General features: G+C 68.7%; 13 protein-coding genes. 8 read left to right on the top strand and 5 right to left on the bottom strand.

Features of this window, described 5'->3' with window-relative positions:
- Window position 1: 1 nt before the first annotated feature.
- The 6 genes from EDC22_RS11140 (at window position 2) to EDC22_RS11115 (ending at window position 6,318) form a co-directional block, all read left to right on the top strand.
- Window positions 2-883 (top strand): AAA family ATPase, encoded by an 882-nt coding sequence (locus tag EDC22_RS11140; protein ID WP_132806736.1) that lies wholly within the window; start codon window positions 2-4, stop codon window positions 881-883.
- Window positions 880-1,977: a vWA domain-containing protein gene (locus EDC22_RS11135; protein ID WP_132806735.1), complete on the top strand. Its 1,098-nt coding sequence runs from the start codon at window positions 880-882 to the stop codon at window positions 1,975-1,977. The genes EDC22_RS11140 and EDC22_RS11135 overlap by 4 nt, the downstream gene beginning before the upstream one ends.
- Window positions 1,974-2,855, top strand: coding sequence for an amidohydrolase family protein (locus EDC22_RS11130; RefSeq protein ID WP_132806734.1), 882 nt, complete (start codon window positions 1,974-1,976; stop codon window positions 2,853-2,855). Before EDC22_RS11135 ends, EDC22_RS11130 begins: the two co-directional genes overlap by 4 nt.
- Before the next feature lie 14 nt (window positions 2,856-2,869).
- Window positions 2,870-3,721: an N-acyl homoserine lactonase family protein gene (locus EDC22_RS11125; RefSeq protein WP_132806733.1), complete on the top strand. Its 852-nt coding sequence runs from the start codon at window positions 2,870-2,872 to the stop codon at window positions 3,719-3,721.
- A gap of 13 nt (window positions 3,722-3,734) precedes the next feature.
- A complete protein-coding gene (locus EDC22_RS11120) occupies window positions 3,735-5,309 on the top strand; it encodes an isochorismatase family protein (RefSeq protein ID WP_132806732.1) in 1,575 nt (524 codons plus the stop codon).
- A gap of 184 nt (window positions 5,310-5,493) precedes the next feature.
- Window positions 5,494-6,318, top strand: a complete 825-nt coding sequence (locus tag EDC22_RS11115; RefSeq protein WP_132806731.1) for a DUF2189 domain-containing protein — start codon at window positions 5,494-5,496, stop codon at window positions 6,316-6,318.
- A 100-nt stretch (window positions 6,319-6,418) separates the two neighbouring features.
- Here EDC22_RS11115 and EDC22_RS11110 read toward each other — a convergent pair whose 3' ends face one another.
- Complete coding sequence (locus tag EDC22_RS11110; RefSeq protein WP_132806730.1) at window positions 6,419-9,535, bottom strand: AsmA family protein; 3,117 nt, start codon at window positions 9,533-9,535, stop codon at window positions 6,419-6,421.
- Between the two features lie 178 nt (window positions 9,536-9,713).
- On the opposite strand from EDC22_RS11110, the gene EDC22_RS11105 reads away from it, so the two are divergent.
- Window positions 9,714-10,388, top strand: a complete 675-nt coding sequence (locus EDC22_RS11105; RefSeq protein ID WP_132806729.1) for a transglutaminase-like domain-containing protein — start codon at window positions 9,714-9,716, stop codon at window positions 10,386-10,388.
- 220 nt (window positions 10,389-10,608) lie between these two features.
- On the opposite strand, the gene EDC22_RS11100 is transcribed toward EDC22_RS11105, so the two are convergent.
- The 4 genes from EDC22_RS11100 to EDC22_RS11085 all read right to left on the bottom strand — a co-directional run bounded on the left by EDC22_RS11100 (window position 10,609) and on the right by EDC22_RS11085 (window position 13,944).
- Window positions 10,609-10,986, bottom strand: a complete 378-nt coding sequence (locus tag EDC22_RS11100) for a nuclear transport factor 2 family protein (protein ID WP_132806728.1) — start codon at window positions 10,984-10,986, stop codon at window positions 10,609-10,611.
- Window positions 10,983-11,273, bottom strand: coding sequence for a cupin domain-containing protein (locus EDC22_RS11095; protein ID WP_132806727.1), 291 nt, complete (start codon window positions 11,271-11,273; stop codon window positions 10,983-10,985). The genes EDC22_RS11100 and EDC22_RS11095 overlap by 4 nt, the downstream gene beginning before the upstream one ends.
- A gap of 433 nt (window positions 11,274-11,706) precedes the next feature.
- Entirely contained in the window at window positions 11,707-12,384 is a 678-nt protein-coding gene (locus EDC22_RS11090; RefSeq protein ID WP_132806726.1) for a GntR family transcriptional regulator, read from the bottom strand.
- A 153-nt stretch (window positions 12,385-12,537) separates the two neighbouring features.
- Window positions 12,538-13,944, bottom strand: a complete 1,407-nt coding sequence (locus EDC22_RS11085) for an aminotransferase (RefSeq protein ID WP_132806725.1) — start codon at window positions 13,942-13,944, stop codon at window positions 12,538-12,540.
- A 188-nt stretch (window positions 13,945-14,132) separates the two neighbouring features.
- Between EDC22_RS11085 and torT the strand changes: the two genes are divergently transcribed.
- Entirely contained in the window at window positions 14,133-15,203 is a 1,071-nt protein-coding gene (torT, locus tag EDC22_RS11080; protein ID WP_132806724.1) for a TMAO reductase system periplasmic protein TorT, read from the top strand.
- Window positions 15,204-15,241 lie beyond the last annotated feature (38 nt).

The following is a 15,241-nucleotide window of genomic DNA, read 5'->3' as shown; positions in this document are numbered from 1 at the left end:
CATGGCGGTCCGCAGGTCCATCCTCGGCATAGACGGGCCGGAGCCGCTGGCCCGTGCGATGCGCGATGCGCAGTACATCGCCGACGAGGGGCTGTCGACCGCCGCCTATCTCGCGCTCGCACTCGGCAAGCCGCTGCTGCTCGAAGGCGCGCCCGGCGTCGGCAAGACCGAGGCCGCCAAGGCGCTCGCCTCGGTGCTGGGGCGCGAGCTCGTCCGTCTGCAATGCTACGAGGGCATCGATTCCGCCGCTGCCCTCTACGAGTGGAACTTTCCGCGTCAGATGCTGGCGATCCGCCAGGCCGGCGAGGAATATGTCAACCTCTACGCCGACACGTTTCTTGTCGCCCGCCCGCTGCTGCTCGCCTTGCAGGCGCCGCGCGACCGCGTTCTCCTCATCGACGAGATCGACCGCGCCGACCACGAATTCGAGGCCTTCCTGCTCGAGTTCCTGTCGGATTTCACCATCTCGATTCCGGAGCGGGGCACGATCCGCGCCGAAGAACCGCCGGTGGTGATCCTCACCTCCAACCGTACGCGCGAATTGCACGAGGCGCTGCGGCGTCGCTGTGTCTATCACTGGATCGGCTACCCGGCTCCCGCGCTCGAAGCCGAGATCGTGATGATGCGGGCGGCAAGCGTGGCGCGTGACACCGCCGATCGCGTCGTTGCCGCGGTGAACGGGCTCAGGGCCGAGCCGCTCGCCAAGCCGCCGGGCGTCGCCGAGACGGTCGAATGGGCCGAAGCCGCGACGCTGCTCCATTCGCAGGGTGTTGCCTGGCCGCGCGCCTTCCTGCGCTCGATCGGCGTCGCGCTGAAGGACCAGGACGACCTCGAATGGGTCGCCCCGCGGCTTGAGGCGCTTCTGGGAGGACAGGCGGCATGACACCGGCCGCACTGTCGCCGTTCCTGTCCTTTCCGCAGGCGCTTCGGGCCGCAGGCCTGCCAGCCTCGCCCGAGCAGACGGTCAGCTTCCTCGCCGCGGTCGGCCTGCTGGGACCGCGCGGCATTGCCGATATCCGTCGCGCCGCCCATGCCGTGTACGGCCCGGGACCCGACCGGCGCGAGACATTCGACGCGGTGTTCGATCTCGTCTTCATGGGCCGCAGCCTTGCCGCCCCCGCCGAAGGAACGCCGGAGGACATGCCGCAGGCGCGCGATGCCGAAGGCTTCGATCTGATGCCCGAGGCCGAAGAGGAGGAACCCTCCGGCGCCGAGGCAACGGCCGCCGAGCGCCTGTTCCAGCGCCGCTTCGATGCGGGCGACGAGGACGCGATGCTGCGCACCTTTGCCCGCGCGCTGCCCGCCGCCCTGCCGCGCCGCCGCGCCCGCCGTATGGCCCCCGGCAAGGGCCGGCTGCCGGATGCGCGCCGCGCCTTCCGCCACATGATGCGCCGCGACGGCGAGATCACCCGGCTGCCGACCCGCCGCCGCCGCATGCGCCAGCGGCGGGTACTGTTCCTGATCGACGTCTCCGGCAGCATGAAGACCGGCACCGAGGGCGCCCTCAAGCTCGCCCATGCGCTGGTGCAGGGCGGCGAACGGGTCGAGGCCTTCACGCTCGGCACGCGGCTGACGCGCGTCACCCGGGCGCTGCGCCATCGCGACCGCACCCAGGCGCTGGCGCTCGCTTCCGGACTCGTCGCCGACTGGGACGGCGGAACGCGGCTCGGCGAGGCGCTGGCGGTGTTCCTCTCGGTGCCGCGTTTCGCCAGTTTCGCCCGCGGGGCGCTCGTCGTCGTCGTGTCGGACGGCCTTGAACGCGGCGGCCCGGAGGCCCTGGTCTCCGCGATGGTCCGCCTGCGCGGGCTGGCCTGGTCGGTGCTCTGGCTGTCGCCGCTCGCCGCCGATCCGGCGTACCGGCCCGAGACGGGTGCCATGCAGGCGATCCTGCCGCTGCTCGACCGGCTCGGCGACGGCAGCGAGCCGCCGGCGATCGCCCGCGAGATTCTTCATTTTGCCAAGGGGGCTCGGGCATGAGGGTGATCGACAGCCATTTCCACGTCTGGCGCCAGGCCGATCTGCCGTGGCTGACGGGGCCGATGCAGCCGCGCATCTTCGGCCCCTACGAGCCGATCCGCCGCGACTATCCGATGTCGGAATATCTCGCCGACATCGCCGGGCTGGGGGTGGAGAAATCGGTCTATGTGCAGGCCAACTGGGCGCCGGATGCCGGCGAGGCAGAAGCCGCCTGGATCGAACAGACGGCGCTCGAGACCGGCTGGCCGCACGCCACCGTCGCCTATGCCGACATGACCGTCGCCGACGTGCGTCCGGCGCTCGACCGGTTGGCGCGGTTTCCGCGGGTGCGCGGCATCCGCCAGCAGTTCCATTGGCACGAGACGCCGCTCTACCGGTTCGCGAGCCGGCCCGACCTGCCAGCCGATCCGACCGTGCAGAAGAACGTCGCCCGGCTTGCCGACTACGGCTGGAGCTTCGACCTGCAGGTGTTCGCCGGTCAGATGGCCCATGCCTGCGCCCTCGTCGACGCCTGCCCGAAGGTGACGTTCGTCCTGCAGCACGCCGGCATGCTGGAAGATCTGTCGGATGCCGGACGTGCGGCGTGGCGCCGGGCGATGGCCGATCTCGCCCGCCGTCCGAACGCCTATGTCAAGCTGTCCGGCTTCGGTACCTTCGTGCACCGGGTCGATACGCAGCTGATCCGCTGGCTGTGGTCGGAAACGATCGCGCTGTTCGGCGCCGACCGCTGCCTGTGGGGTTCCAACTTCCCGATCGAGAAGCTCTGGACCGATTACGCAAGCCTCTTTGCCGCCCATCGCGAGGCCGCAGCGACGCTGTCGCAGCCCGAACGCGACGCGGTCTTCTTCAACACCGCCAGCCGGGTCTACCGGCTCTGAGAACGGAGGACAGGATGCCCCTGGAAATCAAGATACTCGACTTCGGCGACATCGAGCTGGAGAGCTCGTTCCTGGTGCTGGGGCGTGACTGCGGCCGCGTGCGGCGAGTGCCCGTCTACGGCTTCCTCATCCTCGGCGGCAGGTATCCGGTCGTCGTCGACACCGGCTACCGCGACAACGCGATCATGGAAACGCTCGGGATGCGCGGGCTGCAGTTCCACGAGAACATGATCGAGCGCCAGCTCGCCAATCACGGCGTCAAGCTCGGCGATGTCCGCTATGTCCTCCATACGCACCTGCACATCGACCACGCCGGCAAGGACGACCATTTCCCGATGAACACGACGGTGGTGATCAACCGCCGCGAGCTGGAATACTCGGTGTCCGGCCTGATGCACCCGCAGTATCCGAAGCCCGACATCATCCATCTGGTCGAGCGGCTGCACACGCCGGGTGCGCTCAGGCTCGAGGACCTGGAGATGTCCGGGCCGATCGAGCTGATGCCCGGCCTGACGCTGGAGGCCGCAGGCGCCCACACCGAGGGTTCGATGAACGTCCATGTCGAGACCGCCGACGGTCTGGCGACCATCTGCGGCGATGTCATCTACGACTTCAACGACCAGATCATCGAGCCGATGCGCACCTTCGGCCCGGAGGAGTACCAGGTGACCGGCAATCACGGCGGTTCCAAGCGCGGCGAGAAGGCCGCGATCCGCAAGCTCATGTATTCCGGCGCGAAGTATCTGCTGCCGGTGCACGACAAGCCGGCGAAGGTCGAGAACGGGCGCGTGGTCGGCCGCCTCGACATGACCGTCCCCGGTCCGGTCAGCCAGTCCGTGCCGCGTCGCGACTGGTTCCCCGCCTGACAGGGAGGCCACGATGGCACACACGGCCCTTGATCCCGGCTTCCGCCGCCTGATCGACGAGCATGCGCCGGTGCGCCAGGTCGGCTCCGGCTTTACCTTCACCGAAGGCCCGATCTGGCATCCGGTCGATCATTACCTGCTGTTCTCCGACATGCCGGCAGACGTGCGCCGCCGGCTCGACCGTGCCGGCGTGCGCGAGGTCATGCGACCCTCCAACAAGGCCAACGGCATGACCTATGACGCGGACCTCAACCTGCTGGTCTGCGAGCACGCCACCTCCTCGGTGGTGCGCTTTCGACCGGACGGGCGACGCGAGGTGCTGGCGAGCCATTTCGAGGGGCGCGAACTCAATAGTCCCAACGACATCTGCGTCCATTCGGACGGTTCGATCTGGTTCACCGATCCTTGGTATGGACGGATGCCGCACTATGGCGTCGAGCGGCCGCGCCAGCTCGGCTGGCAGGGCGTCTTCCGCATCCGGCCGAACGCCAGGCCCGGCGACGAGCCGCAGCTCGTCGTCGACCGCTACATGTTCACCCAGCCGAACGGCCTGTGCTTTTCGCCCGACGAGCGCCTGCTCTACGTCAACGACACCGAACAGGCCAACATCCGCGTCTTCGACGTCGGCCCGGACGGCAGCCTGCGCAACGGCCGCATCTTCGCCGCCGGTCTGCGCGACAGCCTGCTGCCCGGCGTCCCCGACGGCATGAAGTGCGACGCGGAGGGCAATGTCTGGTGCACCGCGCCGGGCGGCATCTGGGTCTATGCGCCGGACGGGCGGCATATCGGCAAGGTCTCGATTCCCGAGCTTCCCGCCAACCTGCACTGGGGCGGCGCGGACTGGCGCACGCTCTATGTCTGCGCCTCGACATCGGTCTATGCGGTGGACGTCAAGGTCGGCCCGCGCAACGAGCCGTTCATGCGCGCCCGCGCCTCCGCCGCGTCGGCGGGTCGGTCGGCGCAGGCGTCGGGCGGCAACGGCAGCCTGCGCCTCGATGCGAGCCGCTGCGCCCTGATCATCCAGGACATGCAGAACGACGTGGTGATGGACGGCGGCGCCTTCGCGGCGTCGGGCAGCCCCGACCACTGCCGCCAGCAGAACGCCATCGCCAACATCGCCCGCCTTGCCGACCGTTGCCGGGAGCTCGGCGTGCCGGTGATCCATGTCCACTATCTGGTCAATCCCGGCGCGCCCGGCATGACGCTCAACGCGCCGCTGTTCGAAGGGGTGGTCGATTCGAACGCCATGGTGCGCGGCACCTGGGGCGGGCAGCCGGTTGCCGGTCTCGAGCCGCAACCGGGCGATCACGTGGTCGAGAAGATGCGCATGTCAGCCTGGGAGGGGACGCCGCTCGAGACGATCCTCAAGGCCGAGGGGCGCGACATCATCATCGAGACCGGTGCCTGGACCAACATGTCGATCGAGCACACCGCCCGCACCGGAGCCGACAAGGGTTATATCATGGTCGTTCCCGAGGATTGCTGCTCGACCATGAACGCCGACTGGCATCGGGCCAGTATCGACTATGCCATGCAGAACGTTGCACTGGTCACCCGTGTCGACGAGGTGATCGCCGCGCTCGCCTGATCGGCCGCGCCGCCCCGATGCACGGCGCGGCGGAACGGCTTGGCGCGGCCGGCTCGCCGTGCGACCATCGGCCGTGCGCGAAGAGGCGCGCCGGGCGACTTCGCGCAGGGGAAACGCCGCAGCGGCCATCCGGCGGGCCTGCCCTGCCGAAGCGTGCGGCGCGGGATGACCGGAAGGGCGAGCGATGGCGGAGACCACCTCGTCTGACATCAGGGCGCAGCGCGGCGTCAGCAGCCAGACGGCCGCGCCGCAGATCGCGCAGATCGACCTGCGCGACATCCGCGCCGTGCTGGCGCTCGCAGCCGCCGATCTCGGCCGCGCACCGGTCTACGGACTTGCCATCGGGGCATTCTACGCCGTCGGCGGCATCGTCCTCTATCTGCTTGCGACACGGACCGGCCTGTTCTTCCTGACCTATCCGCTGGCGGCCGGCTTCGCGCTGCTCGGACCGTTCTGCGCGGTGGCGCTCTACGAGATCAGCCGGCGGCTCGAGAGCGGCCTGCCGCTGTCGCCGGGCGCCTTGGTCAGTGTCGTCGTCGGCCCCGGCGGCCGCTCGCTCGGCTGGATGCCGATGCTCAACCTGTTCGTGTTCTTCATCTGGGTGGATGTGGCGGCCGCCCTCTATCTCGGCTTCTTCGGGCTGCGTCGGCCGGATCTCGGCGGGTTTGTCGTGGAGGTGTTCACGACATGGCACGGCCTTTCCTTCCTGGTCCTCGGCAATCTCGTCGGCGCGGTCTTCGCCATCGGCGTCTTCACCTCGACCGTCGTCGCCTATCCGCTGCTGCTCGACCGCGACAGCGATTTCGTCACCGCCATCATCACCAGCTGGCGCGCGGTGCGGGCCAATCCGGTGCCGATGCTCGGCTATGGCCTGATCGTCGCCGTCAGCCTGTTCGTGGCGATGCTGCCTGCGCTGCTCGGGCTGATCGTGGTGCTGCCGCTGCTCGGCCATTCAACCTGGCACCTCTACCGCCGCGTGGTGCGCTGGCCAGACGGCGGAACGGGCTGAGCGCTCGGCCGAGCCGCTGTTCCAATGTCGCGCAGCCGAAGCCCCGGACGATGACGAAGGCGCGCCGGGATCGGGGCAGGGATGACCGCCACCCGCCGGCTCAGTTGCGCTTGCCGAACAGGCTGTCGAACAGCTTTTGGGCGGCATCGGCCGCAGGATCGCCCGGCGGCGGCTCGGCGACCTGCTGTTGCTGGTCGTCCTGCAGCGCGGGCTGCTCGTGCTGCGGCTTCTTCTTCTTCGCATTGACGCTGCCTGTCTCGACCGGGTCCGCCGCTTGCGGTGGCGGCTGCAGGGTCTGCTGCTGGGGCCGCTGGCCCTGGAGGAGCTGGTTGAGGCCCTTCAGGGCCTGGTCCTGCAGCGCCCGGTGGTCGATCCTGCCGTCCTTGACGATGGCACCGACATCGACGCCCGTCTTCTTCTGGATGTCGTCGACGATTTGAGCCACCGGCGCTGCGGCCTTGTCGGCGTCGGGCAGCCTGAACAGGCCGCCGCCGAGCGCGCGGAGCTGCTCGTAGGCCGCCGCCGGGTTCTGGAGGATGCCGGCGATGTCCGGATAGATCGACGGTCTCGACCAGGGTCCGGAGATCAGCACGGGCACGCCGAGGCCCTGCAGATCCTGCCTGCCACCCTGGCCCTCGAGGCTCGCCACCACCTTCGGGTCCACCCGGAAGGCGAGCGTCTGCGCCGGAAGATCGACCTCGCCGGAACCGGTCATGCGGACCAGGGGCCCGATCAGGTTGAGATCGCGGTTGACGGCCTTGCCCCTGTCGATCTCGAAGCTCGCTGCGAGCGAGGCGAAGTCCGTCTTCTCGCTCTGTTCCTGCTGCCAGCCCGACAGCGTGCCGGAGGTCAGCGAGCGCACCATCCTGGCGACGTTGATGCCCCGGATCGCCCCGTCGGTAAACTGGAAGGATGCCTTGCCGGACAGGCCGGAGACGATCGCGCGCTGGCTGGCGCCGGTGGCGCTGACGTCGATGGCGACGTCGGCCGAACCCTCGATTCGCTCGAAGCCCGCCGCGTCGCGCAGGAACGGATAGGCCTCGAGGCCCTGCAGGCTGAACCGCAGCCGCTGGCTCGGCGTTGCCGACGACGCGTCGACGGTGACCGTGCCGCTCCCGGTTCCGCCATAGAGGCCGAAGGCGGGCATGTCGGCGGTCAGCCGTCCCTTCTCGATCACCGCCGCGAGGTTGACGCGGCTGGCCTTGATGTCCCTGTAGACGAGTTCGCCGGCCGACACGGTGAGCTTGGCATTGATGGCATTGAGCGCGGAGAAGTCGATCGGCGCATCGCTCCAGCCCGCGTCGATGGCCGCCGCCTGGTGCCCGCCCGCCGGCGAGGCGGCGGCGCCGAGATAGGGGTTGAGGTCGAGCTTCTCGAGGTCGAGCTGCGCATTGACCTGGGGCACCGCGCCGAACACGATCCGGCCCGAACCCTTGCCGCGGGTGTCGTCGAGGCGGATCGAGGCATCCTCGAAGGCGATGGCATTGTCCTGCAGCTTCAGGATGCCGGACACGGCGAAGGTCTCGAAGCCGGACTGCCAGGCGGGCTGCTGGCCGAGCCAGCGCATCAGGCCGGTGAGCGAGGGGGTCTCGAGCGAGACCTTGCCGCTGCCGAGCCCGTTGCGGCTCACCGTGCCGTCGAAACCGGCCGTCACGCGCTGCGAGGCGGCGCGGGCGATGAGCGCCGCGTTCGAACCGACGATCAGGCCGCGCATGTCGGCGGTCGCCGACAGTTCGAAGGTCTCACCGTTCCAGCGGGCGCTGCCGGCCACCGACACCGGCTTGGTCATCTCGGCGATCGTCGCGGTGACGGTGATCGCCTCGATGCGGTCGGCTCCGGCATTGCCGGTCAGCGCCGCGGCGCCAATGCCGCTGATCGTCCCGTCGGCGAGGGTGACCGTGCCGGAGGCGTTGAAGCGGCTCTGCCATTCAGCCGGGCTGCGTCCGGCCGTGGCGAAGACGAGATCGGCGCCAGCGCTGCCGGTCACCGGCGCGTTGGCTCCGGCGATCCTGTTCAGCGCCGCCACGTCGATGCCGGAAATGCGCAGCTTGCCGCTCAGATAGGGGTCGGGCCGTGTGGCGTCGAGCGTCAGCGTTCCTGCACCGGATGCCCCCACGACGCCGATGATGTCGGCGATGGCCTCGAGCCTGCCGCCGCCGAACCGCATCGACCCGACCAGCGGCTGGATGGTGGTGCCGGCGACGACGAACCGGGTCAGCGACAGGTCGACCTCGCCAGCCAGGCGCGACAGCGGCGAGAAGTCGATCGGCCGTGCGGCGGTCGACGGGGCGGGCAGTCCGGGCGCAAGCGGCTTCGGTTCGGCCTTCGCGAGGAGTGCGTCGAGATCGAGGTTGTCGCCCGCGATCGACAGCCGCAGCGCGGGTGTCTCGCCCGAGAGATCGACGCGCAGCTGGCCGTCAACGGCGGTGGTGGCGGACCGCATGGTGAAGCTGTCCAGCGCGAAGCTGTCGCCGCTGTAACCGGCGGTTCCGGCAATCTCCACCGGCTTGGCGAGCAGCGCCGGCGCTTCGGCCTCGATCCGGAGCGTGGCGGGATAGCCGTCGAGCAGCGGGCCGAACGCACCGATTTCGCCCCGTGCGGCATAGCTGTCCGCGCCCAGTCGCGCCTTCGCCGAGAAGGTCAGCGGGCCGTCGAAGGATGCCAGCGAGGCGGTCAGCTCGACGTCCTCGATACGCGTCGCCGGCCTGCCGTCCGTCCCGGGGATCACGACGATGCCGCCATCGATGCGCAGGCGGTCGAGGCTGAGGCTCCGCAGGGCAGCCGAGGCTGGCGCGGCGGCTGGCGCGGCGCCGGCCAATCCGCCGGCAGTGGCGCCGCCGGCGACCTCGGCCGGCGCGCCGGAGCGCTGCGGCAGCGTGATCACCGGCCTTACCAGGGTGATTTCCGTGAGCCGCACATTGCCGGACAGGAGGCCGGAGAACGACAGGCCGAACCGCAGCCGGTCGGCGGCGGCGAGCTCCCGCGCGGTGCCGTCGGCAGACTCCGACACCGTGACGTGATCGGCGACCAGATCGAGGAACGGCAGCATCGAGATCGACACCGGTCCGTCGATCCTGACATGGTATCCGGTCGCGTTCTCGACCTCAGCGAGGATCTTCTCCTTCACGTCGTCGGCGGAAATGAAGACAGGCAGCATCAGGGCTGCCATCGCGACGATCGCGACAACGGCACCGAAGCTCAGCAAGGCGCGTCGCACGGGTATCCTCCGGCGTTAACGGACGGTTGAGGTTAACGAGCCTACGGCAGATTCCTAAAGAAAGATGACCAGGTGGAGCCCTGCCGAGGGCAGATCGGTGGCGGAATTCGCGATTTCCTTCGGCCGGCCCTCCCTGTAAGGTTCCGGGCTCATCGGCAACGGCAGGCAGGCAACGCAGATGACATCGACGGGCGCTCTCGACGCGGCGCTGGCGCCGACCTGGTACATCGAGAGCGACCATCCGGCCGTGCTCGGTTTCGTCGCGGAGCATGCCGGTGCCGGCACGCCCGAGGAGCGGGTCGTCCGCCTCTACTACGCGGTGCGCGACGGCTTCCGCTATGATCCCTATTCGATCCGGCTCGACCCTCGGAATTTCCGCGCCACCACCTGTCTGGAGCAGGGTGCCGGCTACTGCATCAACAAGGCGATCCTGTTGGCTGCCGCAGCGCGGGCGGTCGGCGTTCCGGCGCGGCTCGGCTTTGCCGATGTGCGCAACCATCTCGCCAGTCCGCGCCTCATCGAGCTGCTCGGAACCGACGTGTTCTACTGGCACGGCTATACGAGCCTGTGGCTCGGCGGGCGCTGGGTCAAGGCGACGCCGGCCTTCAACATCGAACTGTGCGAGCGTTTCGGGGTCCGACCGCTGGAGTTCGACGGACGCGCCGATTCGGTGTTCCACGAATTCGACACCGGCGGCCGGCGGCACATGGAATACATCCGCGAGCATGGCGATTTCGACGACCTGCCTTACGAGAGGCTGACGGCCGTCATGCTGGCGGAGTATCCCCGACTGTTTGCGGGCGAATTGCCCTCCGGCGATTTCCACGCCGAGGCCGAGCCGATCCGGGGATAGGTCGGATGCCGCGTCGCAGCCGCACGACGTCCGGCGATGCCTCAGGCTCCGTCTTCTGACGCAGCCGCCCCTTGTCCTCCCGGCCGGGCCCGACGCCGGAGTGCGGGGATCGGTTTGCGCATCCCGTCTGGCGTCCTCCCGACCAGCCGCCGTGGCCATCCGATCCCGGATCGGCTCCGCCGTCCGGGATGATGTCGGAGGGGCGGCAAGGGCAGGGGCTCTATCCGCTGCGCATCTTGCGGTACGAATCCTTGACCGCGATCAGGTCGCCGTCGAAGACGAACAGGTCGCAGCCGTCGACGTCGACGCGCCGCCCCTCGCGGTCGACACCCCTGAACCGCCATTCCGATACGCCACGGTTTCCCGCGACGAAATGCCGGGCGTTGGTCCAGGCTGCCTCCGGGAAGGCGTCGAACACCGCCTGATAGCCGGCTCGGACGGCCGCGCGCCCCGAATACACCCGGCCGCTGGCGTCGGGTCCGCCGGAGGCATGGAACGCGCAGACCGGTGCCATGCAGTCCATCAGGGCATCGAGGTCGCGCGCGTTCCATGCCGCCGCGAACCGCTCGAGCAGCCGCATCCGCACGGTCTCGCTCATCCGACGATCTCTACCTCCAGGAAGCGCAGCTCTTCATCGCCGGCGTTGATGACATTGTGCTCGACGCCGACCCTGCGGGCATAGGGGATGCCCTGCCTGAGTTCCGCCCGCGCCGTGTCGCCGCCGGGCAGCTCCAGCAGCAGCTGGCCATCGGTCAGCGGCACGACCACATAATCGTGCTCGTGCCGGTGCCAGCCGGTCTCGGCGCCGGGCGTGAAAGCCCATTCGGTCGCCTTCACCCGGTCATCGTCGATACGCACCGTCGGTATCGCCTTGGGTCGTTCCATGAGGAGCCTCCGTTGGGACAGGTCGGAAAGTGGGCCGTCAGGCCGGCCCGCCGGCCGTCTCGTCGGCCGGACCGGTCCTGCCGGTCGTGAGCCAGACGCCGACGAGCATGAACGTGGGCGCCGCCCGCAACAAGAGACCAGGACGTGCGCCGAACGGCATTGCGCCCCGGCCGATCCCGGCCGGCACGGCGGGATCGCTGGACGTGTCGAAGCCGTTGGTCCGGCGCGCCGGACGGTTGCGTCGAACAGGACGCAGCCCACCGCGTCGATACCGCCATGGACGAGCGCGGCAAGCATCGGCATCCCGACATGTGCGGGTGCCGGCGACATCTATCGCGTCCTGGAACTGGACATAGGGGAGGCGCAGCGGCTACGCCGCGATGGCGACGGCCTGAGTGCACCGGCCGGCCCGACTCCGCTCTGAGCGGCTCCGTCAATCCTCGAAAGTCGTCGATTGTTCGGCGATGAAGGCGCCGGCCTGCAGGATGTCGTCGCGAATCGCGCGGCGCGCGGCCATGGGATCCCTGGCGCGGAACGCCTCGAGGGCCGCCCGGTGGTGTTCCTGCAGACTCTCCACCAGCTCGAGATTCTGGAACAGCGCGTTCAGGCTCGGCCCGATCTGCACCCACAGCGCCCGGATGATCCTGAGCAGCACCGGCGAGCGCGACGCCTCGTAGATCGCGAAGTGGAAGTCCTCGTTGGCCGACAGGTAGTTCTTCAGATCCTGCCCGTCGATCGCCTTGCTCATCCGCTCGACGAGCTGTTCCAGCCGCCGGATCTCGCCCGCAGAGATCATCAGCGCGGCCTTCTGCGCCGCAAGCCCCTCCAGCTCTGCCCGCGTGTCGCGGATATCGAGGAACATGTCCTGGGTGATGCGCGGCACCCGGTAGGAGCGGTTCGGTTCGGCGATCAGCGCGTTCTCGGCAACGAGCTGTTGCAGCGCCTCGCGCACCGGCGTCGGACTCGTGCCGAAGGCATCCGCCAGCCCGCGCACGGTGAGTGCCTGTCCCGGCTCGAACATGCCCTTCATGATCGCGGCCCTGAGCCGCACATAGATGCGTCCGCGCAGGGTCTCCCGGGAGACCCCCCTTAGCCCGTGCGCAATCGACATTCGGATCCTGCCTCGCTTCGTCCCACGGGTGCCTGTCGGTCATGTCGCGGCCGATCTGCGCCGGCCTGCCGGGCCCGCGCCGCGGGCCCGGATGATGGTGCGTCGGTCGTCGGGCGCCTGCAACCAAGGATCGTGGCACAACTGCCGTCATGTTCAGGCGATGCGCACGCCATCCCTGATCAGTTCGTCGCGGACGCCGGCGATGCTGGCGGCCAGCCGTTCGACGCAGGCCTCCACGTCCGCCCGCGAGATCACCAGCGGCGGCGAGAAGGCGAGCGAGTCCCCGTTCGGCAGCGCCCGGGTGATCAGCCCGTTGTCGAGGGCGCGCGCCGCCACCCGGCCGGCGACCTTGAGCGCGGGATCGAACGGCGTCCGCGCGGCCGGATCGGCAACGAGCTCGACCGCGGCGATCAGGCCGATGCCGCGCACCTCGCCGATCGCGGGCTGTCCCTCGAAGGTCTCGCGCAGCAGGGTCTGCATGTAGGCGCCGGTCTCTGCGGCGCGGTCGGCAAGCTTCTCGCCCTCGAGGATGTCGAGATTGGCCATGGCCGCGGCGCAGGAGACCGGATGGGCGGTGTAGGTGTAGCCGTGACCGAACACGCCGAGCGTGCGCGATTCCTCCATCAGCACCTGCCACATCTTCTCCGAGACGACCGAGGCCGACAGCGGCACGTAACCACTGGTGATGCCCTTGGCAACGGTGACCATGTCCGGCTCGATGCCGAACACCTCGCAGCCGAACATCCTGCCGAGCCTCCCGAAGCCGCAGATCACCTCGTCGGCGATCATCAGCACGTCGTGCTTCTTCAGAACCTTCTGGATCTCCTGGAAATAGCCCTTCGGCGGAACGATGACGCCGCCGGCACCCATCACCGGTTCGGCGATGAAGGCGGCGACCGTGTCGGGGCCCTCCCGCTCGATCAGCGCGTCCAGTTCCGCCGCGCAGTGGCGGGCAAAGTCCTCCTCGCTCATGCCGGGTTCGGCGTTCCAGTAGTGGTGGGGGGTCACCGTGTGCAGGATGCGGTCGATCGGCAGGTCGAAGGCATTATGCAGCACGGGCAGGCCGGTGAGGCTCGCCGCCGCGACGGTGACGCCGTGATAGGCGCGCTTGCGCGCGATGATCTTCTTCTTCCTCGGGCGGCCGAGCAGGTTGTTGTAGTACCAGACGAGCTTGACCTGTGTGTCGTTGGCGTCCGAACCGGAGAGGCCGAAGAACACGCGGCCCATCTCGCCCGGCAGCATCCGTTTCAGCCGGTCGGCAACATGGGCGGCCGGCTCGGTGCCCATCGAGGCGAAGGAGTGGTAGTAGGGCAGCTCGCGGAGCTGCCGGTCGACCGCCTCGGCGATCTCGGTGCGGCCATAGCCGATGTTGACGCACCACAGGCCGGCCAGTGCGTCGATGTATTCCCGGCCCGCCCGGTCCTTCAGACGGACGCCGGAACCGCTGACCATGATGCGCGGCCCGGACTCGTTGTGCTGGGCGAGCGCCGTGAACGGATGGAACACGCTCTGCCTGTCGAGTTCCTCCACCGAGAGATTGTGTGTGGGATGCAGGGTCATGCCGATACTCCTGGGCCGGCGCGGCCGGCGAACGGCGCCTGTGATATCAAATCTCCTGGCTTTGTGATATCAAATATCGCTCTGGCGCGGTCTTCTCGTTGACAATCATGGCCGGGAATGCGTGACTATCCATGCGCGGCCCTCCGCCGCGCGACGCCGTCATCCAGTAGGGAGCGTTGGAACAAGAGATGGGTGCCACATACAAGCAAGGACTCCTCGCGGGAGCCGCGGCGCTGGCGGCGCTCGGCTTCGCGACGGCCGCCAGCGCGGCCGACTGGTTTCCGGTCAAGGTGTACGACGCCTCGTCGGGATCCAATGTCGAGGTTGACTACGTTCCGCTCGAGAAGGCCTCGAAGCCTTGGAACATCTGCGTGCTGTTCCCGCACATGAAGGACAGTTTCTGGGTCGCCGTCGCCTACGGCATCGTTGAGGAGGCCAAGCGCCAGAACGTCAACATGACGCTCTACGAGGCAGGCGGCTACGAAAACCTGCCGCGCCAGCTGTCGCAGTTTGACGATTGCCTCGCCGGCGGTGCCGATGCGATCATCGTCGGCGCGATTTCGGAAGCCGGTCTCGCCAAGAAGTTCGAGGAGGGCATCGCGGCGGGCAAGCCGGTGATCAGCACCGTCAATCCGGTGTCCGAGGCCAAGACCACGGCGAAGATGTTCGTCGAGTTCGACACCATGGGCGAGCAGACCGGCAATTATCTGAGGGAGGCCCTCGGCTCCGAGGAGGCCAAGGTGGTGACCTTCCCCGGTCCGGCCGGCTCCGGCTGGGCGGAGGCGTTCAACGACGGCTTCAAGCGCGCGATCGCCGGCGCCGACAACATCGAGCTGCTCGACGAGAAGTTCGGCGACTCCGGCGTCGCGGTCCAGCTCGCGCTGATCCAGGATGCGCTGCAGGCCTACCCCGAGATGAATGTGATCTGGGGTACCGCGCCGACCGCCGAGGCCGCCATCGCCGCGGTGGCCGAGGTGGGCCGCGAGGGCGAGATCATGATCATGTCCTCGTACGAGAACCAGGCCATGCTCGACGCGCTCAATCGCGGCGACATCATGGGTTTCGCTACCCAGTACCCCGTGCTCGAGGGGCGTGTCGCCATCGACATGGCGGTCCGCGCGCTCGAGGGCCAGCCGCTGATGACGTTCGTGAAGCCGATCCCGGACATGATCGCCAAGGATTCGGTTGACAAGATCGACATGAGTCTGGTTCTGGCGCCGGCGGACTGGACCCCGGTCTACTCGGTGCAGGCCCAGTGAGGCGCAGGCCGGTTCCCCACGGACCAGCGTGCCACCTG

It is taken from the genome of Tepidamorphus gemmatus (genome assembly GCF_004346195.1).
GTDB lineage: Bacteria > Pseudomonadota > Alphaproteobacteria > Rhizobiales > Tepidamorphaceae > Tepidamorphus > Tepidamorphus gemmatus.
The sequence above is the reverse complement of the archived record's forward strand: the minus strand, read 5'-3'. Positions and strand labels throughout refer to the sequence as shown.